The sequence below is a fragment of the Terriglobia bacterium genome (genome assembly GCA_020072845.1).
Taxonomy (GTDB): domain Bacteria; phylum Acidobacteriota; class Terriglobia; order Terriglobales; family Acidobacteriaceae; genus JAIQGF01.
Window position 1 is genome coordinate 187,210 of sequence record JAIQGF010000009.1, and the last position, 20,668, is coordinate 207,877.

A 20,668-nucleotide genomic window follows, 5' to 3' on the forward strand; every position below is an offset into this window, starting at 1 on the left:
AGTCATCTGCCCAGCAGGGGCGGTTATGAGGCGAACTCCAACGCCTGACACCCGATTATGCGAAGCGGAGAGCGCAGTGTCAACCTGGGGAGGTCTCCTGGCTAGTCCGGCGGAGTGAAACAGCTTTGGTCGCCGCGCAAACGCCGTCATTTTTCGCGGGCGACGACGAAGTCGGGAACCCAGAGCAGGGCGCGCTTGATTTCCGAGTCGGGGAAGTTGCCGAGGGCGCGGCGGGCGTCTTCGGCGAACTGCGAGGCGCGGGCGAGGGCGGCGTCGAGCGAGCCGTAGCGGTTGAGAATGTCGAGAATCTGGGGGTGGGAGACGCTGCCAAAAGCGCGCTCGTCCATGACGGTCTGAATCTTTTCGCGTTCCTCGGGGGTGCAGCGCTGGAGAGCGTGGATGACCGCCATGGTCACCTTGCCTTCACGGAGATCGCTGCCGACCGGCTTGCCGAGGATATCTTCCGAGGCGGTATGGTCGAGGACGTCATCCACGATCTGAAACGCCATGCCGGTGGAGCGTCCGTAGAGCGCGAGCTTGTCTTCCTGCTCGGAAGTGGCGCCGCCGAGAATGGCGCCGAGGCGCATGCAGGTGGAGAACAAGCACGCCGTCTTGCGGTAGATGAGGTCGAAATGCTCGTCGAGCGAGATAAGGCGGCCGAGCTTCTCCATCTGCAGCAGCTCGCCTTCCACCATCATCTGGGTGAGATCAGTCAGCACATCGAGCAGACGGAAGTTGCGCTGCTGGACGGCGACCTTGAAGGCCTGCATGTAGAGCCAGTCGCCGGCAAGCACGCATTTGGAATTGCCCCACTGGGTGTTGGCAGCGGCGCGGCCGCGGCGGGTCTGGGCTTCGTCAATGATGTCGTCGTGGACGAGCGTCGCGGTGTGGATGATTTCGACCACTGCGCCCAGTTGGATGGCGCCCCTCTGGCCGTCGCCGAACAGCTTGGAAGAAAGCAGGAGCAGGGCGGGCCGGATGCGCTTGCCGCCGCCGGCGCGCAGGTACTCGCCGATCTCGGTGATGACGCGGACGCTGGAGACCGTGTCGCGGCCGAACTCGCGCTCGATGGCGGCGAGATCGTCGCGCAGGAGCTCGAAAACTTCGCGCGCGTTGGTAGCGGTGGTGGACATCAGTCGATGGTCGATGGCCGATGGTCGATGGCGAAGACCCGTTTACATTTCGGCGACTTCAACATCAGGTCCCTCGCTGCGCTCGGGATGACACCACTTGAGAAAACTTCTTCAATCAGATAGTCCGGTAATTCGTGAATTGCATATCAATGCCGAAATCGGAGTTGCGCAAGAGAGCGATCACCTCCTGCAGGGCGTCGCGATCGCGGCTACTGACGCGCACCAGGTCGCCTTGAATGGATGCCTGGACCTTCTTCTTGGAGTCTTTGATTTTCTTGACGATCTCGCGCGCTTTCTCGATCGGGATGCCCTGCTGCATAGTGATGCGCTGGCGCACGGTGGCGCCGGCGGCGGGCTCGACCTTGCCGTAGGTGAGCCCTTTCAGCGGCACGCCGCGCTTGACCAGCTTCTGCTGGAACACGTCGTTGACCGCCTTGAGCTTGTAGTCATCGGCCGAGGAGAGAATGATGGCGTCCTTGCCCTCCAGCGCGATGCTCGACTTGGAATCCTTCAAATCGAAGCGGGTATGGATCTCCTTCATCGCCTGCTGAATGGCGTTGGAGACCTCTTGCAGGTCAATCTTGCTGACGATGTCGAAAGAGTTGTCGGGCATAGTCGGCCTTATGGGCTGCGCGGTTTCGGCGGCGGCGGCGTTGCCGGCAGGCGACGCGCCGGGGCACCCGCACCCGGAGGTCCCGCGGGCATGGCGCCGGGGCCCGCCGGCGCTCCGAAATACTCCTGGTTGAGCTCCGGCTTGACGCTGTTGGTCAGCTTGTCCACGGCGTCCTTCATCCGCTGCTGTTCGAGCACGTGATTGATTTCCGGGGTGGCCTCGTCGAGCGTGAGTTTCTTCTTCGAGTCGAGCTTGAAAATGTACAGCCCGCCGGGTTCGTTCATCACATCCGAAGTCTGTCCCGGCTGAAGATCGAAGACCTTGGCCTGGCTGGGCGGGAGGCTCTCACGCCGTTGCGTTCCGGTGGCGGTGGGAGGCGGCGGGGTCTTGAGGCCAAGATCGTCAAAGGCCTGCTGCTGCAGCTTCTCAAAATCGCCACCCGCGGCGGCGGCAGCGCGGATCTTCTGGCCCTCGGCTTCCAGCGTCTTCTCGTCGGGGGGCTTTTCTCCGCTGGCCGGCATCTTGGGAATGAAGATGCGCTGGAAACTGCCCTGCTCGTACTGCGCCGCATGCTCGTTGTAGTACTTCTCGGTATCGGCGGGCGGGACCTTGGCGGCTTCCTTCTGGATTTCCCGGCCCAGCAGTTGCATCAGCGCCTGCATGTGGGTGAAGTGAAGGATCTGCTGCGCCTCGGGCGTGTTCTGGATGCCGCGCTGTTCGGCCACGTCGCTCATGACCAGCATGCGGGAGTAGGCGTCGGCGAGTTGCCGGCGGCGCGCGCTGGGCATCTGGGGATCGAACGCGTCCACCAGCTTTTCAAACTCGGCACGGGTGATCACGGTCTTGCACTCGGCCGAGGGCGTGGCCGGGACCTTGCCAGGGCAGATGCCCTCAATGGTGATGACCGCCGCGGTGGGCGGAAGCTCCGCCTTTTCGGCGGGCTTGACCGGAGTTGCCGGTTGGGCTGTTTGCGGCGTGGCTGCCGGGGCGCTTTTCGCGGGCGGCGCGGCCTGGGAGAAAGCGAGGGCGGACAACAGAACTACGGCGAACAGTCGGTACATTCGGCTGGCTCCAAAGCGTGAATCGTAACACGAGGGGAAGTCCCGAGTCGCGAGTTGCGAGTTGCGGTCCAGGTTGCGGCGGAGGCGGCAACAACTCGAAAGCATTTGCCCGCATCTCGCGACCCTCCGGGACCCGGAATGAGATAATCCCGGGATGGGGGATGCGCCGGCCACGCTGACCATGGAGGCGATGCGCGGGGAAAAGCGCGCGGTGGCGCAGAACTCCGTCTATGCGGCGATCGGGATCACGGGGCTGAAGACCATCGTCGGCATCAGCACCGGCTCGCTGGGCATTTTGTCGGAAGCGGCGCACTCCGGACTGGATCTGGTGGCGGCGGTGATCACGCTGATGTCGGTGCGGGTTTCCGACAAGCCCGCCGACGCCGAACATCAGTACGGCCACGGCAAAATCGAGAATTTTTCCGCGTTTATCGAGACCGGGCTGCTGCTGCTGACCTGCGTCTGGATCGTGTACGAGGCGACCAAGCGGCTGTTCTACCACCACGTGCACATCAAGCCGAGCGTTGCGGCCTTCCTGGTGATGTTCATCTCCATCGTGGTAGACGTGTGGCGGTCGCGGCGGCTGAAGAAGATTGCCGACAAGTGGGACAGCCAGGCGCTGCATGCCGACGCGCTGCACTTCAGCACCGACGTATGGTCGAGCACGGTGGTGATTGCCGGCCTGACGCTGGTGATGGCGGGCGAACGCTGGAACGTGCCGTGGCTGCAAAGCGCCGACCCGATCGCGGCGCTGATGGTGGCCGGCGTGGTGGTGTACGTGAGCTGGCGGCTGGCGCGGCAGACGATTGACGCGCTGCTGGATGCGGCGCCGGCGGGCGTGCGGGGGCAGATCATCGGCGCGGTCTCGGGCGTGGAAGGCGTGCTGGAAGTGGACCGGGCGCGCATCCGGCGGGCCGGGAACCGCTATTTCGCGGACCTGGACATCGGCATGCACCGCAACGTCACCTTCCAGAAATCGGAACAGCTCGGGCAGCGGGTGACGGAGGCGGTGCACCGGGTCCTGCCCGATGCCGACGTGGTGGTGCACTCGGTGCCGCGGGCGCGGGGAGAAGAGAACATCTTCGAGCGCATTCGCGCCGTGGCCGCCCGCGCAAATTTCAATGTCCACGACATCAGCGTGCAGGACCTGGCCGGGCGATTGCACGTGGAGCAGCACCTGGAACTGGATGAGCGCCTCAGCCTGAAGGAGGCGCACGATCAGGTGACGGTGCTGGAAACGGAGATCCGCCGCGAGGTGCCGGAGATTTCCTCCATCCTGACGCACATCGAGAGCGAACCGGCGACGATCGAGGCCGGCAGCGAGATTGCGCGCGACCGGCGCCTGGAACAAGCAGTGCGCAAGATTTCCCGCCACGTCGCGGAGGTGGTGGACATTCACGAGATCACGGTCAAACGCGTGCGCGACAAGCTCTACCTGTCGTGCCATTGCACGCTGCCGGACACGCTGCCGCTGTCGCGCGTGCACGACATCCAGACGGAACTGGAAATCCGGCTAAAGCAGGAGGCCCCGGAACTGTTCCGGGTGCTGATCCATCCCGAGCCGGTGACGGACAACCGGAGATAAGCCAAGTCAGAAGTAAGAAGTTTCGAGTTTCAGTTTCAGTTTCAAGTTTCAGACGATGTGGCTGAAACTGAAACTTGAAACTGAAACTTTCAGGCGGCCTTCTTGAGGCTGGACTTCTTCAGCGGGGTGAAGCGGCGCACGAAATTATCGCGGTGCGTGACTTGCCGGGCGGTTTCGCCTTGCGCAACAGGAACCCAGGTGCACAAACCCTTCTTCACGTTCACGAGCAGGACAAGCTGCCCGTCGAGATCGCGGTAGATCCCGCCGCGTTCGGGTCGGGGCTGGGGGAGGGCTTTCCGCACTGCAATTACCATGATGCGGCCTGTGCGGGCGCGGGTTGCGCAAGAAAGTGCGCCAGGAATTGCGCCGGCTCCCAAAACGCGCATGATTCCCGTTTTTGCACGTTTAACTACATCGTGCAACGATATGTTATCCGTCCGTGCCGCTCACTCGTTGGGAATGACGATCCAAAGGATGATGTAGAGCAGGCCGCCGGCGCCGGCGAAGAGGAAGAGTAGCAGCCAGACCAGGCGCAGCGCCGTGATGCTCCAGCCAAAGTGCCGTGCCACTCCGGCACAGACGCCGGCAATCACCCGGCCCTGCCGCGGCCGGATTAACTGATGGGCGACCGCCGCCGCGCCGGCCACCGCTTGGGCGCAATACGGGCACAGGCGCGCGTCGTCGGGAATGGACTTGCCGCAAGCGTTGCAGTACATGACGCAGTCCTCGCGGATGAGAGATTAGGGTACGAGCACGATTTTTCCGTACGCGCCCGCTTCCATGACCGCCTGATGCGCGCGCGCAGCATCCTGCAACGGCAACTCCTGCCCGATCACCGGACGCAACGTGCCATTCTCCAGGCCGGCGACCAGCGCGGCGTGAATGGCGGCAAGGTCGGGGTCGGAAATGTTGAACGATGTCATGCCGATAATGGCGCCGTCGCGGCCCATGATATCGCGCGGGTTGATCTCGACCGCGCCCCGGCTGCCGACCACCGCCACCCGTCCGAACTTCGTCAGCATGGCCAGATCCTTCGCCAGGTTCTTGTTGGCGAGCATCTCCAGGATCACGTCAAATCCGCGCCCGCCGGTCGACTTCATCAGCTGCTCCTGCGCATCGGGAGCGTTGTGGTCCACCACGTGGTGCGCGCCCTCGCGCGCGACCAGCTCTTTGCCTTTGCCGGTGCCGGCGGTGCCGGTGATGTTCATACCGGCGGCGCGTGCCAACTGCACCGCGGCAACTCCCACACCGCCGCTGGCGCCGTGTACCAGCAGCGTCTCGCCGGGCCGCGCCTGCACCTTGTGAAACAGCGCGCGATACGCGGTCGTGTACGGCACCCCGATCGCGGCTCCCTGCGCGTAGGAAACGTTTTTCGGAAGCGGATGCACCTGCGCCTCCGTGCACAGCGCCTTTTCCGCGTAGGCGCCGCTCACCGAGCGGTAGATGTACACGCGATCGCCGGGACGGAAACTGGAAACGCCCTCGCCCACCGCTTCCACGTCGCCGCCAGCGTCCGATCCAGGCGTGTAGGGCAACGGCGGATTGATGGCGTACTGGCCGCTGCGGATGTAGGTGTCCACTGGGTTGACGCCGACGGCGCGAATGCGCACCAGGACTTCGCCGCGTTTGGGACGCGGGTCGGGCACTTCCTCCATGCGCAGGACTTCGGGAGCGCCGAACTCCCGCACGCGAATCGCTTTCATGGTTGTCTCCTTGCAACAAAGAGTTTCAGTTTCGAGTTTCAGTTTCAGTTGGTTTCCAGTTGCCAGTTTCAGGGCAGAAACTGAAACTGAAACTGAAACTACGAAGCCAGATTACGCCACGCGAGTGTCGCGCCGGGCGCCGAGGTAACGCGCAAACCATGCCCGCGCCAGCTTCGCCACTTCTTCCAGCGCGCCGGGTTCTTCGAACAAATGCGTCGCTCCGGGGATGATCTCCAGCTTTTTTTCAGCCCCGAGTTGCTCGAAGGCATCGCGATTCATTTGGATTACCGGCCCATCGTTGCCGCCGACAATCAACAGTGCCGGCGCCTGCACGCGTGACAATGCATCGCCGGCCAGGTCGGGACGTCCGCCGCGCGAGACCACGGCGCGGATCAGGCCGGGAAGATCGCCAGCCGCGATCAGCGCGGCGGCTGCGCCGGTGCTCGCGCCAAAGTAGCCGAGGTCGAAGCCCGACATGTCCTCCCGCCGGTGCAGCCACTCGGTGGCGACCCCGAGCCGCTGCGCCAGCAGGGGGATGTTGAAGCGCAGTTCCGAGGTGAAGTTGTCCACCGCTTCTTCCGGCGGCGTGAGCAAATCCATGAGCAGGGTACCAAGGCCGGCCTGGCGCAGGACTTCGGCGACAAAGCGGTTGCGCGGGCTGTGGCGGCTGCTGCCGCTGCCATGCGCGAACAGTACAATACCGCGCGCATGGGGCGGCACCATCAAGTCACCGTCCAGGGTGACTGCGGCGACCGGAATTCGGACTTGCTCGACCTGCTCCATGGCTCCCCCCCAAGTTATTGGCTGCCGCCGCTGACCACCGCGCGATCCAGCAGGTCGCGCACTTCTTCATCCGTGGTCTGGGCGAAATCCTTGTACCACTGGCCGACGGCGAAAAACGGTTCCGGAGTGGTGGCGCAGACCACGTCGTTGCCTTCCTCGCGAAGCTGATCGCAGGTGGCGCGCGAGGCCACCGGGACCGCCACCACGATGCCTGCCGCGCCTGCCTTGCGCAGTGCCGCCGAGGCCGCGCGCATGGTGGAACCGGTGGCCAGCCCGTCGTCCACCAGGATCACCGTTTTGCCGCGCACGTCCAGCGGGGAACGGTTGCCGCGGTACTGGAGCTCGCGCCGTTGCAGCTCCTCTTCTTCCTGGCGCGTCGCCTGCTCGATGGCCCAGTCGGGAATGGCGAACGAATCCACCACGTCGCGGTTGAGCACGCGCACTCCGCCGGAGGCGATCGCGCCCATGGCCAGCTCGGGCTGCCCGGGCGTGCCCAGTTTGCGCACCACGAACACGTCCAGGGGGACGCCCAATTCATGCGCCACCACGTAGCCGACGGGTACGCCTCCGCGCGGCAGCGCCAGCACGACCACGTCCGGCCGTCCGGCAAACTCGCGCAGGCGCTCCGCCAAGGTTTCACCCGCGTCGTATCGGTCGCGGAACATCATGCGTCGCACGTCCATTTACTTGTGATGAAGAGCGTGGCCGTGGCGACGACGGTCGCCATGGGACACCTCCATTTTATGGCTGAAACGATACTCTTGCGGTGCGGGCGAGGTAAACTCGGCAAGCGATTCTCGGTTGTCGGTGGTCGGTTCTCGGTGTTTGGACTTTTGTTTTGACGTGGTATTAGGACGCCCGCACCGATTCTCCGGACGCACTTGGCCCAGCTGTGTACGCGAATACCAACAACCGCAAACCGAAAACCGATAACCGACAACCCTCTTGAGTTCCGCGCCCAAACCGCCCGCTGCCCAGCCGACGCCAGCCACGCTGGCCCGCAGGCTGGGGCTGTTCGACGCCTCCATGATCGTGATGGGCGGGATCGTCGGCGCCGGCATTTTTATCAATCCTTACGTCGTCGCGCAGCAGGTGCACACACCCATGCTGATCCTGGGCGCGTGGGTGGTCGGCGGGCTGATCGCGCTCGCCGGCGCATTCGTCTATGCCGAACTGGCCGCGCGCATGCCCGACGTCGGCGGCCAGTACGCCTATCTGCGCGAGTCCTACCACCCGGCGGTAGCATTTCTGTATGGCTGGGTGCTGTTGCTGGTGATTCAGACCGGAGGCATGGCGGCGGTTTCGATCACCTTCGCGCGTTATTTCCTCGACCTCGCCGGGACGCAAGCTTCGGAGTGGCTGCTGGCCGCGGTGGCGCTTGCCGTGCTGACGGTGATCAACTGCCTCGGCGTGAAGCAGGGAAGCGCGGTGCAGAGCGGTCTGATGGTGTTGAAGATCGCCGCCATCGCGGCGCTGGTTTTCTGTGGCGCATTCCTGCTGGGCCGGCCGTCGCAGTTTGCGCTGCATCCGATGGTGGGCGAGCGGCCGTCGTTCCATCTACTCTCGATGTTCGGCGCCGCCATGGTCCCGGTGCTGTTCGCCTACGGTGGATGGCAGACCGCAAACTTTATCGGCGGCGAAATCAAGGACCCGCGGCGCAACCTGCCGCGCGCGCTGCTGATCGGAGTCTGCGGCGTGATCGCGCTCTATGTCGGCGTGAGCTGGGTCTGCGTGCGCGCGCTCGGCGCCGCCAGCTTGGCCGAAACGCATACTCCGGCGTCGGCGGTGATGCGCATCGCGCTCGGGCAAACCGGAGTCCGGCTGATTGCGGTGGGGATCGCGATCTCCACGCTGGGCTTTCTCAGCCAGTCAATCCTCACCGCGCCGCGCGTGTACTTTGCCATGGCCGGCGACGGGCTGTTCTTCCGCGCCGTGGCCCGCATCCATCCGCGCACCCGCGTGCCGGTGGTGGCCATCATCCTGCAAAGCGTGTGGACCATGGTGATCGCCGCATCCGGGCGCTACGAGCAGATCCTGAACTACGTGGTCGCCATGGATTTCATATTTTTCGGCCTGACCGCGACCTGCATCTTTGTCCTGCGCCGGCGCGACCGCACCCATGCGGGATACCGCGTGCCCGGACATCCCGCGACCACCGCACTGTTTGTCGCCGCGTGCTGGATGGTGGTAGCGAACACGATTTACCGTTATCCCGCCAACAGCCTGGTCGGCATGGCGATCCTGGCGGCAGGCGTGCCGGTGTACTTTTTCTGGAGCGGACGGCGGAAGGGAAGAGCGGCAGCAAAATGAATCGCACCACGATATGTTCGCCCTACATGGAATTCGCCAAGCTGCGCTCCTCGTCGCGCTTTAACCTGGCGACCAGCGGGATCATGAGTTACCCGCTGTCCGAATTGCCGGTCACCATCGACCGGCTGGAGATCAATGGCCACGACGGGTACGGATACGAGCCGCTCATCGAGCGCCTGGCGGCGAAGAACAAGGTCACGCCCGAGTGCGTGGTGTATGTCAACGGGGGCACGTCGCTGGCGAACAACGTCGCCATCGCCGGGACCACGGAAACCGGCGATCACGTCCTGGCCGAAACGCCCGGCTATGAGTTGCTCGACACCACGGCGCGCTTCCTCGGCCTCGAGGTCGGGCATTTCGAGCGCCGCCCGGAAGACGGCTTCCGTCTCGATCCGCGCGAAATCGAGCGCCGCCTCACGCCGCGCACTCGCCTCATCATCATCACCAACCTGCACAATCCATCCGGAGTGCTGGCCGGCGAGGAAACCCTGCGACAGATCGGCAACATCGCGCGCAGCGCCGGCGCGCGCGTGCTGGTGGATGAGGTTTACCTGGACATGGCGTCCGAGCGCACGCCGGCGTCTTCCTTCCACCTCGACCCGAAAACATTTGTGGTCACGAGCAGTTTGACCAAGGCATACGGCTTGAGCGGCTTGCGTTGCGGATGGATTCTCGCCGAGCCGGCCTTGGCGGAGCGTCTCTGGCGGATCAACGATCTGTACGCGGCCACACCGGTTCATGCCGCGGAGCTGCTGAGCGTGATCGCGCTCGACAACCTGGGAAAGATCGCCGCGCGCGCAAAAGGGCTGCTGGAAAAAAATCGCGCGCTGCTCAACCGCTTTTTCGATGCCTGCGCCGATCTCGAAATCGTGCGCGCGGAGTTCGGGACGGTCGGTTTTCCCCGGCTTCGCCAGGGCTCAGTCGAGAAACTGTTCACGGTTCTGCGCGACAAGTACGAGGCGACGGTGGTTCCGGGAAAGTTTTTCGGCGCGCCGCAACACTTCCGGATTGGCGTCGGGGGTGATACGGAAATGACGCGCGAGGGCCTGAACCGCCTGACGAGCGCGCTGCGGGAATTCTGAGTTATGAGTTGTGATTACCGGGGCTGGAGAGTCTGTGTGAGAACTATACCGCGCCGCTGGCGCTCGATAATTCTGTTCCACTTTTCCCAGCGCTGCCGCGCTGGGCTAACGAATACCACCGCTCCGCGGCTGGATTATGCGTGCGTTTGGACCACTGCGCTTCCACCATGTCGCAACGCTCGCAACTCAGAACTCAACTCGGAACTATTTTCCCGCCCAGCAGGCCGCCCGTTTTCCCAGAAACGCCGAGATGCCTTCCTGCGCGTCGGCTGCCATGGAGTTCATGCTCATGATTTCTTTGGCGTAGGCGTACGCCTTGGGCTGGTCGAGATCGATTTGCGTGTAGTAGGCCTGCTTGCCGATGGCGAGCGTCAGCGGGCTGGCGCCGGCGATTTTCAGCGCCAACTCCCTGGTGCGCGAGCGCAGCTCCGCTGCCGGCGCCACGGCATTGATCAAGCCCCACTCGGCGGCGGTTTGCGAGTTCACCGGATCGCCCGTCATCAGCATCTGCAGCGCGCGCTTGCGCCCGACGGCGCGGCTCAGCGCCACCATCGGGGTGGTGCAGAACAATCCGATTTTCACACCCGGGGTTGCGAAGGTCGCCTCCTCCACCGCGATGGCCAGGTCGCAGGTGGCGACCAACTGGCATCCGGCCGCGGTCGCCATGCCTTGCACCTCGGCGACGACCGGCTGCGGGATGGACTGGATCTTCATCATCATCTCCGCGCAAACATCGAAGATGCGCCGGTAGTCGTTGATGTTCCGGCCCACCATTTCGCTCAGGTCATGGCCCGAGGAAAACACCTTGCCCTCGGCCGCCAGGATCAGCGCGCGCACGGCGCTGTCGGCGCCGACCTGGTTCAGGCACTCGATCACCTCCAGCATCATTTCGAGCGAGAGCGCGTTGCGCCGGTTGGGCCGGTTCAGGGTCAGGATTCCCAGCGGCCCGTCGTTTTCGAAGCGGATGTTTGCGTACGCCATGACTCACCTCGCGTAGCGCTCGATTCTATACAAAGCGGGGTTGCGCGGCGGACAAATTGGTCTGACCATTCGGCGCCCGATGTGTCTTTCCTCACATGAACTTGTGACCCGCGTCATACACGCCTGCATCATGCAACATGCACAATCGTCACTGGTTGAGGATGTGCCATCGCACACCGTTTGACTTGACCGCATTTTCAGGGGTTCTCTGGCCGATAGTCCCGCCGGCCTTCCACCCGCGGGCGTCCGGCACGGAAAAACAGATCACGTGGTTTCGTGATACCGGCCACAGCCCCCGGTGAGAGAGGATCGGATGGCCAAAGGCAGCGTTTCCATTCACGTCGAGCGGTGCAAGGCGTGCGGCTTCTGCGTCGAGTTTTGTCCCACGAAAGTCCTGGCGCTCTCCTCGGCATTCAATTCCAAGGGATACCACCCGCCGCAAATGGTCGCGCCGGAAAAGTGCAGCGGCTGCGACCTGTGCGGCATGTACTGTCCCGACTTCGCCATTTTCGGGTATCGCCTCAGCGCGGCCGAACCGGCAAGCGCGACGGAGAAGGAGGCCAGCGATGCACGCTGATCCCGCCGGGGTTCTAACCGGCACGCATTTCCTCGATGGCGACCACGCCTGCTGTGAAGGCTGTCTTTCCGCCGGCGCGCGTTTCGCCGCCGGGTATCCGATCACGCCGTCCACCGAAGTCGTCGAGCGCTTCGCCCTGCGCATTCCGACGGTGGGCGGGACGTTCATCCAGATGGAAGACGAACTGGCGGCTTCCATCTGCCTGCAGGGCGCGGTCTGGGGCGGCGCCAAGGCGTTCACCGTCACCAGCGGCCCCGGCTTCTCGCTGATGATGGAGCACATCGGGTACGCGGCCATGACCGAGACGCCGTGTGTGTTCGTCAACGTGCAGCGCGGCGGCCCCTCCACCGGCCTGCCCACGCTGCCGGCGCAAGCCGACATGATGCAGGCGCGCTGGGGTTCGCACGGCGACTACGGCATTATCGCCATCTGCCCGAATTCGCCGCAGGAATGCTTCGACCTGACCATCAAGGCTTTCAATTTTTCCGAGGAATACCGCGTGCCCGTGATGGTGATGATGGACGAATGTGTCGGCCACATGACCGAGAAGGTGGTCATTCCTCCCGCCGACCAGCTCGAGGTCACGCCGCGCAAGCACACCAAGAAATCGCCCGCCGATTACAAGCCCTACGAGTGCAACGGCGACGGCTCGCTAGTCCCCGAGATGGCGCACGCCGGCGAAGGCTACAGCTTCCATATCACCGGCCTGACGCACGACGAGCGCGGCTATCCCAACATGACCGTCCCCGTTCAGGACAAACTCGTCAAGCGCCTGCGGGCGAAGATCGACAACGCCAAGGACCTGGTCCTCTACGAGGCTGCCAACCTCGACGACGCCGACGTGGTGGTCGTCTCCTACGGCATCACTTCGCGGGTGGCGCAGCGGGCCATTGAGATCGCCCGCGGGCAAGGGCTGAAGGTCGGGAAGTTGCGACTGATTGTGGCCTGGCCGTTCCCGGAAAAAACGTTTCGCGACCTGGCGCAAAAGGTGAAAGCGTTCGTCGTTCCCGAGCTCAACCTCGGACAGATGGTGCTCGAAGTGGAACGCGCGGCGCACGGCGCCGCCAAAACCATTCACGTCCCACACGCCGGCGGCGGCGTGCACGATCCCAACGACATCGTGAAGGCCATCGTGGAGGCGAACCAATGAGCACCATCCCGATCAATCCCGTTCTGCCGTTTCTGCGCACCGACCGCTTGCCGACCATCTGGTGCCCGGGCTGCGGCATCGGCACCACCGTCAACTGCTTTTCACGGGCGCTGCTGGATTCCAAGGTGGACCTGAAAAATCTCGCCATCGTCTCCGGCATCGGCTGCACCGGCCGCGTCGCCGGGTACGTGAAGCTGGATTCTTTTCACACCACGCATGGACGCGCCATCCCGTTTGCCACCGGCCTGAAGCTGGCCAATCCGAAGCTGAACGTGGTGGTGTACTCCGGGGACGGCGACATCTCCGCCATCGGCGGCAATCACCTGATTCACGCGGCACGGCGCAACGTGGACATCAAGGTGATCTGCGTCAACAACCTGATTTACGCCATGACCGGCGGCCAGACGGCGCCCACCACGCCGGGGCACGTCATCACCTCGACGCATCCCTACGGCACCTTCGATCCGACCTTCAACCTGTCGCACCTGGTGGAGGCCGCGGGCGCGGTCTATGTCGCGCGCTGGACGACGTTCCACGTTCGCCAGATCGCACGCTCCATGGCCGAGGTCTTCAAGAAGCCCGGCTTCTGCTTTATCGAGATCCTCTCGCCCTGCCCGACGCTCTACCAGCGCCGCAACCGGATGGGCGACGGATTGGACGCCATGAAGTTCTACAAAGAACACAGCAAGATCAAGAACGGCGCTTCCACCAGCGAGATCGGCCTGACCAAGTCGGGCGAGATCATCGTGGGCAAGTTCGTGGACCGCGACCGCCCCGATTACATCAACGCCGCGCGCGAGCAGTTTGTCGAGTCGCTCGGCGACCGCTACGTGGATGAGTGCGCAGCCGGCTGCTGCGGGGAGGACTACTGATGCAACTCACCGAGATTCGCATCGCCGGGTTTGGCGGGCAGGGCGTGATCCTTGCCGCCATCGTCGTCGGCAAGGCGGCTTCGATCTTCGAAGGCGACTACGCCACCATGACGCAGAGCTTCGGGCCCGAAGCCCGCGGCGGCGCCTGCAGCGCGCAGGTGATCCTGTCCGACTCGCCCATCCTGTATCCCTACGTCACCCAGCCGGACATCCTGGTGGTCATGTCGCAGGAGGCGTACGGCAAGTTCGCGCCGGAATTGAAAGAGGGCGGCACGCTGGTCATTGAGCAGGACCTGGTGCGGGTCAGCCATCTGCCTCCCGGCACCAAGGTGCTCAGTTGCCCGGCCACCCGGCTGGCGGAAGAGCTGGGGAAGAAAATGGTGCTCAATATCGTGATGGTCGGCTTCTTCGCCGCCGTCACCAGCCTGGTGAAGCCCGAGTGTATGCGCCAGGCCGTTGCCGACTCCGTGCCCCCGGCTTTCAAGGAGCTGAACTTGAAGGCGTTCGACAAAGGATTCGAGTACGGTCAGTCGCACGTGTGCGGCGAAGCCGCCACGGCGGAGGAATCCGAGTCTTCGGTGAAGGCACTGGAAGTCCACTAAACGGCAGTTTCGAGTTTCAGTTTCAGTTTCAGCAGACTATAGGCCCCGGCGCTCTGGCCGGGGCCGATTTTTGTCCCGCTAATCGTTGGTGCAAGAAAAAAGGCGCGGAACCTGTCCGCGCCAAATCACAAATCACTAGTCAAGCTCCGACTATTACCAGGCCTAGCGAACGCCGGTAATAGCGGCAGTGGCAGCGGCAGCGACACCAGGAGCCGCTTTCGTCGCCGCCGTTCCCAGCTTGCGGCCACCTTCCGCAGCCCACTGCTCCAGCATCGGAGTGGTGACAGACTTGGGACGCTCGATAGGAGCTCCCAGAGCACGGTCCCAGGTGATGTTCGCCATGCACCCGAGGGCGCGGCCGACACCGAACAGGACGGTGTAGAAGTCCCATTCGTGCAGCCCGTAGTACCACTGGATGACGCCGGACTGGGCATCCACATTGGGCCACGGATTCTTGGCCTTGCCGTGTTGCGTCAAGACGCCGGGCGCCACTTCGAAGATCATGGAAACCAGTTTGAACAGCGGATCAACCTTCAGCCCCGGAGTCGCCAGACAGAACTCGCGCTGCGACATGTAGCGCGGGTCGGTCTTGCGAAGAACGGCGTGGCCGTACCCCGGAATCACCTGGCCGGCCTTGAGCGTATCCCACAGAGCCTGGGTTACCAACTCCTTGGTCGGCTCCGCATCTTGGCAGTATTTCTTCTCGAACTTCAGCAGCCAGTCCAGAACCTCCTGGTTGGCGAGACCGTGCAGGGGGCCGGCAAGGCCGTTGAGACCGGCGGAATAGGCATAGTAGGGATCGGAGAGGGACGAGTGCACCAGATGGGTGGCGTGGGCGGAAACGTTGCCGGATTCGTGGTCGGAGTGGAGGATGAAGTACATGCGGGCAACATCCTTGTACTCTTCGCACTGCCCGATCATGTGCGCGAAATTTGCGCCCGCATCCAGGTCGCGATTGATCGCTACCTGGAAATCGCTGCGATACTTCAGGTTGTAAATGAACGCGGCGATGATGGGGATACGGGCCACGATATCAAAGGCATCTTCGTAGACGTATTCCCATGCCGCCATCTTGTTGAAATTGCCCGACCCGTAAAAATGCGCGAACTTGGAGTCCTTCTGCATGGCCAGGATGCCGGTGGAGAGCATCACCATGGGGTGGCTGTCGCGGGGCAGGGCGCGGATCACGTCCCACACGTAGGAAGGAACCATTTGCCGGACCTTCCATTCGCCGAGAACTTCACGGTGCTGCGACTGGTTCGGCGATTCGCCCGTCAGCAGGAAGTACCAGAATGCTTCTACGGTCGGATAATTTGAATTTCTTGCTTTGGGAAGGAACGCCAACGTCTCCGGAATGGTTTTGCCGCGAAACCGGATCCCTTCCTGCGGATCGAGGTAGGAGATATCGGTAACCAGGCTGCGGATGTCCCGCGCGCCTCCCATCGTCTGTTCGATGGTAACTTCGTCGATAACGACATGGCCGAATTGCTTGATGAGCTTGGTAGTACGGGGACGGAACTCCTCGATTTTCTGCCTAAGCACTTCCTTCAGCGCCATATTATTAGAGCTCCTTTCACGCTCACAAAGGCCGTATCGCGGCACTCCTGATTAAGCGGAGGAAACTAATCGGGAAAAACCGGGCTTACACTGCACCTCAGCCGCGGCTATTGTGTGGCTCAATGGGCAACGAAGCAGTGAGCGGAATCACATTCGCGGGTGATGTCGGCCACAATCCAGGCCCGGTGTTCGCCGATTCTGGCCGGAAAAACCGGGGCCGGACGGCGCCGGAGCGCGGCTATCACAGCTCCAAGTGACCTGCGAGCCTCCTCAGGGTGAGCTGCAAGGCGAGATCGCCGCGGTGGCCCACATCCACGCGCCCCTGGGCAGAGGCAGAACCGGGCTACTGCCTGCCGGTCGCCCGTTGCCGCTCGGCCGGCGTCATTTCCCGCCACAGCATGGTCAGGTTCCGCTCAAAGTAGCGGTTGCCGGGCTCCCGGGCATAGGCCCGCCGGAACCACGCGTAGGCCACCGCCCGGTCCATCGGCACGCACTCCCCGGTGGCGTACAGCGCGCCCAGGTGGCTGAACGCCTGCGGGTTCTGCATGGCCGCGGCGGCATTGAAGTAGATGACCGCCTGATTGCAGTTCCGCGCCACCCCGCGGGCGTACAGGTACCTTTCCCCGCTGCTCACCAGCTCGCTACCGGCATTGCCTGGCGCTGCGGGCGCCATCTGCGCCGCCGGCTTCGATGCCGGCTCGGCCGCACGCTTCGAGCTGGCGCGCGCAGGAGTGGGTTTGGGGCTGTCGTCAGGCTTACTCGCGGCGGAGGATTGCGGGTCAGCGTGAGGAAGTTCCTGGCTGGGCTGCGCCGCCTGGCTGAGCTCCGGTTTGTTCTCGGTGGTGAGCGCCGGCTGCGACGCTGCATCGCTGGCGGCAAGCGTGGTGGCCGGCGCGGAGGTAGCGGAGCTGGAGGGTCGCTCGTTCTTCGTCTCCTGCGCGGGTGGCGGCTGCGGACGCGAATGGGAGGGCGCCGTGGTCAGGACGTAATCCCGGATCGGCTGCCATTTCGCATACAGCACGCCGCCCAACACCAGCACGGCCACCAGGAACACCCACAACCTGGTGCGCGACGGCTGTTCTTCTTCGGGCAGGTACGAATACCTGCCTCCATTGCCTGAGTCGGTGCTACTCAGCCCCAGGATCGACAGCCCGCCGCCGCCGCTGGTGGTCTCGCTTGGCTCCTCATCCACCCACCACTTGTCACTGCGCGGCGCCGGTTCCGCCACCGGGGCTGCCGGCTCCGGCGGTGGCGGCTCGTGCGGCGGATCTACCGGGTCCACCGCTGTGGCGAGATCGGGTGGCGCCTCCACAGCCAGCTTATTCCCGCACATGCCGCAAAACCCGTATTGCTCCGGATTCTGATGACCGCAATTCCGACAGAACACGCGAACTCCTTGGGAACCCCTTATGCTATGAACACCGGCCATGGCACTGGAGTTGTCATTCGGCCTGCGCCGGAGCTGGTGGCCGGGTCTGGCGCCTTGCAAGTTGAGATTCTACCGCCCTGCGGCAGGGTTGGATGGAACCCATCGCGCAGGGCTAAAGATCGCTGCTGCTCAGCTTTACAGCCTTCCGCCGCGCATGGTACGCTGCTGGACGTACACTAGATCGGAAAAATTACAGGAGTGCACCCAGTTCCGTGTTAGCGCGAGAGCATAAGCAGTCCGTCATTGACCAGTACCGCACCCATGTGAGCGATACCGGCAGCCCCGAGGTCCAGATCGCCCTCTTGAGTGAGCGCATCGGTCAGTTGACGGAGCACTTCAAGACGCACAAAAAGGACCACGCGTCCCGGCGCGGCCTTCTGATGTTGGTTAGCAAGCGGCGTCGCTTGCTCGACTACCTCAAGAAATACGACACCGAGCGCTACAAAGACGTTATTTCGAAACTTGGCATCCGCAAGTAGCGTTTGCCCCCGATACCACCGTCTGTGACTCGGCAGGTTTGCGTCTTCCCGGCATTTTTGCCCACACCATCGCCTCACCGCGCTGGCGTGGGGGCGTTCGCCTATGCCGGCCTTTCTCTCGCGCACAGCCCACGGCCCCTCCGGTGCGCTCATCTTGGAAGGAATTGGAATGAAGCCAGAAACACAGTCCGTTACCGTTGAATTAACCGGCGGCAAGACCATCTCATTTGAAACCGGCAAATTGGCCAAGCAGGCGCATGGCTCGGTCGTGGTGCGCACCAGCGACAACGTTGTCCTGGGCACCGCCACCGCCAACCAGGAACCGCGCGAGGGCATTGATTTCTTTCCCCTCACCGTGGATTACCGCGAGTACACCTACGCCGGCGGGCGCATCCCCGGCGGGTTCATCAAACGCGAAGGCCGGCCCAGCGAGCGCGAAATTCTCACCAGCCGCCAGATTGACCGTCCCATCCGGCCGCTGTTCCCCGAGGGCTTCCGCAGCGAAACGCAGATCATCGCCTTCTGCCTCTCGGCCGATACCCAGAACGATCCCGACGTCGCCGCCATCAACGCCGCCTCGGCCGCGCTGACGCTCTCCGACATCCCGTTCGCCGGCCCGGTCGGCGCCGTACGTGTCGGCCTGAAAGACGGCCAGTTAATCACCAACCCGACCTACGAAGAAATGCGCGACGGCCTGCTCCGCCTGATGGTGGTGGGGACCGCCGACGGCATCGTCATGATCGAAGCCGGCGCCAGCCAGGTGCAGGAAGACACGATCGTGGATGCCATCGAGTTCGCGCACAAGGAGATCAAGAAGATCACCGCCGCCATCAGCGACCTTGCCCAGCGCGCCGGCAAGCCCAAGCGCCCGTTCGAGGCGCCGCAGGTGGACGAAGCGGCCATTGCCGCGCTGCGCAAGAGTATCGGCGCCAGGCTCTCCGACGCCCTCGACACCGAGAAGCACCCCAAGGCCGAGAGCCACAGCCTGGTCAAGGCCATCAAGACCGAGTTGAAGGAGGCCATTCCGGAAGAGGACGAAGACGCCCGCAAGCGGCTCTCCACGAATTTCGAGATCCTGCGCGAGCGCATCTTCCGCGAGCAGGTCATCGGTCAGCACCGCCGTCCCGACGGGCGCGCCTTCGACCAGGTGCGGCCCATCTGGATCGAAGTCGGCGTGCTGCCGCGCACCCACGGTTCGTCGATTTTCACCCGCGGCGAGACGCAGGCGCTGGTCACCACCACCCTGGGCACTTCCGACGACATGCAGCGCCTGGAACTGTTCGAAGGCGAATCCAAGAAGCGCTTCATGTTGCACTACAACTTTCCGCCGTTCTCGGTGGGTGAAGTGGCATTTCTACGTGGCGCGGGACGCCGTGAGATCGGCCACGGCGCCCTCGCCGAGCGCGCCCTTTCCGGCGTCCTGCCTGACGTAACCGACTGGCCGTACGCCATGCGCGTGGTCTCCGACATCCTGGAGTCCAACGGTTCGTCCTCCATGGCGACGGTCTGCGGCGCCTCCCTGGCGCTGATGGATGCCGGCGTTCCGCTCAAGTCCCCGGTGGCAGGCGTGGCCATGGGCCTGGTTAAGGAAGGTGAGGAGTACGCCATCCTTACCGACATCGCCGGCGCCGAGGACCACTACGGCGACATGGATTTCAAGGTTGCCGGAACCGGCACGGGGATTACCGCCCTGCAGATGGACATCAAGGTGATGGGAATCACGCCGCAGATCATGCGGGAAGCCCTGCAGCAGGCCAACCGCGGCCGCCTGCACATCCTGGAGCACATGAACCAGGCGCTGCCCGAGCCGCGCGCCGCGGTCTCCGAGTACGCGCCGCGCTTCTACACCCTGCAGATCCCGACCGATAAAATCCGCGACCTCATCGGGCCGGGCGGCAAGGTGATCCGCGGCATTATCGAGGCCACCGGCGTCAAGATTGACGTCGAGGACAGCGGGCGCGTCAACGTCGCCTCCAACGACCAGGAGTCGGCGAAGAAGGCGCTGCAGATGATCGGCGACATCACCGCCACCGCCGAAGTCGGTAAGACCTACCTGGGCACGGTGGTTCGGCTCGCCGACTTTGGCGCCTTCGTCGAAATCATTCCCGGCACCGACGGCCTGCTGCACATCAGCGAGGTCGCCGAGCACCGCATCAAGGATGTGCGCGACGAACTCAAGGAAGGCGACCAGGTGCTGGTGAAAGTGCTTTCCGTGGAGGGCAACCGCATTCGCCTCTCGCGCAAGGCAATTCTCAAGGAACAGCGCGCCAAGATGGGCGGCGGTGAGCCCAGCCTGGAAGGCAGCCCGGCTGGCGCTCCCGTAACCTTCGAAGGCGGCGGCGAATTTACCGAAGAGCCCGAACCCGAACAAGAGGGCGAGCCCAACTTCAACCGCGCCGAGGCCCACAGTGCCGGCAGCGGCCCACGTCCTGAGGGTGGCAGCGGCCCTGCCCCCGGTGGCCGGCGTCCCAGCGGCGGTAGCGGAGGACGAGGCGGACGCGGTGGCCGTGGCGGACGCGGCCATAGCGGCGGCGGCAGTCGCGGCGGGTTCGGCGGAGGCCGTGGCGGCGATCGCGGACGTCGCTAGGCTTTAAGCGAGAAACAGCAAGGCTGGAGCGCGCTCGACCGCGAGCGCGCTTTTTTCTTGGACGCGAACTTACGTCGCCAACGGTCTCACTCTGAGCGAGGGGTCGGCAAATTACCAAATCACCAATTTACGAAATTACCAACTTACAAAATCCTCCAATCCCG

General features: G+C 63.7%; 20 protein-coding genes. 9 read left to right on the forward strand and 11 right to left on the reverse strand.

What is annotated here, in order from left to right; translation table 11 throughout:
* Nucleotides 1-146: 146 nt before the first annotated feature.
* From LAN70_09960 to LAN70_09970, 3 genes are all read right to left on the reverse strand, one after another.
* Nucleotides 147-1,133, reverse strand: coding sequence for a polyprenyl synthetase family protein (locus LAN70_09960; GenBank protein ID MBZ5511479.1), 987 nt, complete (start codon nucleotides 1,131-1,133; stop codon nucleotides 147-149).
* A 115-nt stretch (nucleotides 1,134-1,248) separates the two neighbouring features.
* On the reverse strand, nucleotides 1,249-1,746 hold the full coding sequence (locus LAN70_09965) for a YajQ family cyclic di-GMP-binding protein (GenBank protein ID MBZ5511480.1): 498 nt from the start codon (nucleotides 1,744-1,746) through the stop codon (nucleotides 1,249-1,251).
* A gap of 8 nt (nucleotides 1,747-1,754) precedes the next feature.
* Nucleotides 1,755-2,807: a peptidyl-prolyl cis-trans isomerase gene (locus tag LAN70_09970; protein ID MBZ5511481.1), complete on the reverse strand. Its 1,053-nt coding sequence runs from the start codon at nucleotides 2,805-2,807 to the stop codon at nucleotides 1,755-1,757.
* A gap of 154 nt (nucleotides 2,808-2,961) precedes the next feature.
* Between LAN70_09970 and LAN70_09975 the strand changes: the two genes are divergently transcribed.
* A complete protein-coding gene (locus tag LAN70_09975; GenBank protein MBZ5511482.1) occupies nucleotides 2,962-4,392 on the forward strand; it encodes a cation-efflux pump in 1,431 nt (476 codons plus the stop codon).
* Nucleotides 4,393-4,481: 89 nt separating this feature from the next.
* Here LAN70_09975 and LAN70_09980 read toward each other — a convergent pair whose 3' ends face one another.
* The 5 genes from LAN70_09980 to LAN70_10000 form a co-directional block, all read right to left on the reverse strand.
* Entirely contained in the window at nucleotides 4,482-4,706 is a 225-nt protein-coding gene (locus LAN70_09980; protein ID MBZ5511483.1) for a hypothetical protein, read from the reverse strand.
* A gap of 132 nt (nucleotides 4,707-4,838) precedes the next feature.
* A complete protein-coding gene (locus LAN70_09985; protein MBZ5511484.1) occupies nucleotides 4,839-5,108 on the reverse strand; it encodes a PspC domain-containing protein in 270 nt (89 codons plus the stop codon).
* Between the two features lie 24 nt (nucleotides 5,109-5,132).
* A complete protein-coding gene (locus LAN70_09990; GenBank protein ID MBZ5511485.1) occupies nucleotides 5,133-6,095 on the reverse strand; it encodes an NADPH:quinone reductase in 963 nt (320 codons plus the stop codon).
* A 111-nt stretch (nucleotides 6,096-6,206) separates the two neighbouring features.
* On the reverse strand, nucleotides 6,207-6,878 hold the full coding sequence (locus LAN70_09995; protein ID MBZ5511486.1) for a dienelactone hydrolase family protein: 672 nt from the start codon (nucleotides 6,876-6,878) through the stop codon (nucleotides 6,207-6,209).
* A gap of 14 nt (nucleotides 6,879-6,892) precedes the next feature.
* Nucleotides 6,893-7,546: a phosphoribosyltransferase gene (locus LAN70_10000; protein ID MBZ5511487.1), complete on the reverse strand. Its 654-nt coding sequence runs from the start codon at nucleotides 7,544-7,546 to the stop codon at nucleotides 6,893-6,895.
* A gap of 358 nt (nucleotides 7,547-7,904) precedes the next feature.
* Here LAN70_10000 and LAN70_10005 point away from each other — a divergent pair, with 358 nt between their 5' ends.
* On the forward strand, nucleotides 7,905-9,188 hold the full coding sequence (locus LAN70_10005; GenBank protein ID MBZ5511488.1) for an amino acid permease: 1,284 nt from the start codon (nucleotides 7,905-7,907) through the stop codon (nucleotides 9,186-9,188).
* Complete coding sequence (locus LAN70_10010; GenBank protein ID MBZ5511489.1) at nucleotides 9,185-10,270, forward strand: aminotransferase class I/II-fold pyridoxal phosphate-dependent enzyme; 1,086 nt, start codon at nucleotides 9,185-9,187, stop codon at nucleotides 10,268-10,270. Before LAN70_10005 ends, LAN70_10010 begins: the two co-directional genes overlap by 4 nt.
* Nucleotides 10,271-10,474: 204 nt before the next feature.
* Here the strand turns inward: LAN70_10010 and LAN70_10015 are convergent, their stop codons facing one another.
* Entirely contained in the window at nucleotides 10,475-11,251 is a 777-nt protein-coding gene (locus LAN70_10015; protein ID MBZ5511490.1) for an enoyl-CoA hydratase, read from the reverse strand.
* Nucleotides 11,252-11,564: 313 nt separating this feature from the next.
* Between LAN70_10015 and LAN70_10020 the strand changes: the two genes are divergently transcribed.
* From LAN70_10020 to LAN70_10035, 4 genes are read left to right on the forward strand one after another with little or no spacing between them, the layout of a single operon-like run.
* Entirely contained in the window at nucleotides 11,565-11,828 is a 264-nt protein-coding gene (locus LAN70_10020; protein MBZ5511491.1) for a 4Fe-4S binding protein, read from the forward strand.
* On the forward strand, nucleotides 11,818-12,978 hold the full coding sequence (locus LAN70_10025) for a 2-oxoacid:acceptor oxidoreductase subunit alpha (protein MBZ5511492.1): 1,161 nt from the start codon (nucleotides 11,818-11,820) through the stop codon (nucleotides 12,976-12,978). Before LAN70_10020 ends, LAN70_10025 begins: the two co-directional genes overlap by 11 nt.
* Nucleotides 12,975-13,850: a 2-oxoacid:ferredoxin oxidoreductase subunit beta gene (locus tag LAN70_10030; protein ID MBZ5511493.1), complete on the forward strand. Its 876-nt coding sequence runs from the start codon at nucleotides 12,975-12,977 to the stop codon at nucleotides 13,848-13,850. The genes LAN70_10025 and LAN70_10030 overlap by 4 nt, the downstream gene beginning before the upstream one ends.
* Nucleotides 13,850-14,452 carry a 2-oxoacid:acceptor oxidoreductase family protein gene (locus tag LAN70_10035; GenBank protein ID MBZ5511494.1) on the forward strand — a complete coding sequence of 201 codons (603 nt, stop codon included), beginning with the start codon at nucleotides 13,850-13,852 and terminating at the stop codon, nucleotides 14,450-14,452. The genes LAN70_10030 and LAN70_10035 overlap by 1 nt, the downstream gene beginning before the upstream one ends.
* Before the next feature lie 162 nt (nucleotides 14,453-14,614).
* Here LAN70_10035 and LAN70_10040 read toward each other — a convergent pair whose 3' ends face one another.
* Both LAN70_10040 and LAN70_10045 read right to left on the reverse strand, forming a co-directional pair.
* A complete protein-coding gene (locus LAN70_10040) occupies nucleotides 14,615-16,009 on the reverse strand; it encodes a citrate (Si)-synthase (protein MBZ5511495.1) in 1,395 nt (464 codons plus the stop codon).
* Between the two features lie 343 nt (nucleotides 16,010-16,352).
* Nucleotides 16,353-17,321, reverse strand: a complete 969-nt coding sequence (locus tag LAN70_10045) for a hypothetical protein (GenBank protein MBZ5511496.1) — start codon at nucleotides 17,319-17,321, stop codon at nucleotides 16,353-16,355.
* A gap of 329 nt (nucleotides 17,322-17,650) precedes the next feature.
* Here LAN70_10045 and rpsO point away from each other — a divergent pair, with 329 nt between their 5' ends.
* Both rpsO and pnp read left to right on the forward strand, forming a co-directional pair.
* Nucleotides 17,651-17,917 (forward strand): 30S ribosomal protein S15, encoded by a 267-nt coding sequence (gene rpsO / locus LAN70_10050; protein ID MBZ5511497.1) that lies wholly within the window; start codon nucleotides 17,651-17,653, stop codon nucleotides 17,915-17,917.
* Nucleotides 17,918-18,086: 169 nt separating this feature from the next.
* Entirely contained in the window at nucleotides 18,087-20,504 is a 2,418-nt protein-coding gene (pnp, locus tag LAN70_10055) for a polyribonucleotide nucleotidyltransferase (protein ID MBZ5511498.1), read from the forward strand.
* The last annotated feature ends 164 nt before the right edge of the window (nucleotides 20,505-20,668 follow it).

Coding starts and splice junctions, on each gene's coding strand:
- LAN70_09980 (MBZ5511483.1), bottom strand. CDS start 4,706: ATGGTAATTGCAGTGCGGAAAGCCCTCCCCCAGCCCCGACCCGAACGC.
- LAN70_10025 (MBZ5511492.1), top strand. CDS start 11,818: ATGCACGCTGATCCCGCCGGGGTTCTAACCGGCACGCATTTCCTCGAT.
- pnp (MBZ5511498.1), top strand. CDS start 18,087: ATGAAGCCAGAAACACAGTCCGTTACCGTTGAATTAACCGGCGGCAAG.
- LAN70_10030 (MBZ5511493.1), top strand. CDS start 12,975: ATGAGCACCATCCCGATCAATCCCGTTCTGCCGTTTCTGCGCACCGAC.
- LAN70_10020 (MBZ5511491.1), top strand. CDS start 11,565: ATGGCCAAAGGCAGCGTTTCCATTCACGTCGAGCGGTGCAAGGCGTGC.
- LAN70_09985 (MBZ5511484.1), bottom strand. CDS start 5,108: ATGTACTGCAACGCTTGCGGCAAGTCCATTCCCGACGACGCGCGCCTG.
- LAN70_09975 (MBZ5511482.1), top strand. CDS start 2,962: ATGGGGGATGCGCCGGCCACGCTGACCATGGAGGCGATGCGCGGGGAA.
- LAN70_10015 (MBZ5511490.1), bottom strand. CDS start 11,251: ATGGCGTACGCAAACATCCGCTTCGAAAACGACGGGCCGCTGGGAATC.
- LAN70_09970 (MBZ5511481.1), bottom strand. CDS start 2,807: ATGTACCGACTGTTCGCCGTAGTTCTGTTGTCCGCCCTCGCTTTCTCC.
- LAN70_09995 (MBZ5511486.1), bottom strand. CDS start 6,878: ATGGAGCAGGTCGAGCAAGTCCGAATTCCGGTCGCCGCAGTCACCCTG.
- LAN70_10035 (MBZ5511494.1), top strand. CDS start 13,850: ATGCAACTCACCGAGATTCGCATCGCCGGGTTTGGCGGGCAGGGCGTG.
- LAN70_09960 (MBZ5511479.1), bottom strand. CDS start 1,133: ATGTCCACCACCGCTACCAACGCGCGCGAAGTTTTCGAGCTCCTGCGC.
- LAN70_10000 (MBZ5511487.1), bottom strand. CDS start 7,546: ATGATGTTCCGCGACCGATACGACGCGGGTGAAACCTTGGCGGAGCGC.
- LAN70_10040 (MBZ5511495.1), bottom strand. CDS start 16,009: ATGGCGCTGAAGGAAGTGCTTAGGCAGAAAATCGAGGAGTTCCGTCCC.
- LAN70_09965 (MBZ5511480.1), bottom strand. CDS start 1,746: ATGCCCGACAACTCTTTCGACATCGTCAGCAAGATTGACCTGCAAGAG.
- LAN70_10010 (MBZ5511489.1), top strand. CDS start 9,185: ATGAATCGCACCACGATATGTTCGCCCTACATGGAATTCGCCAAGCTG.
- LAN70_09990 (MBZ5511485.1), bottom strand. CDS start 6,095: ATGAAAGCGATTCGCGTGCGGGAGTTCGGCGCTCCCGAAGTCCTGCGC.
- LAN70_10005 (MBZ5511488.1), top strand. CDS start 7,905: ATGATCGTGATGGGCGGGATCGTCGGCGCCGGCATTTTTATCAATCCT.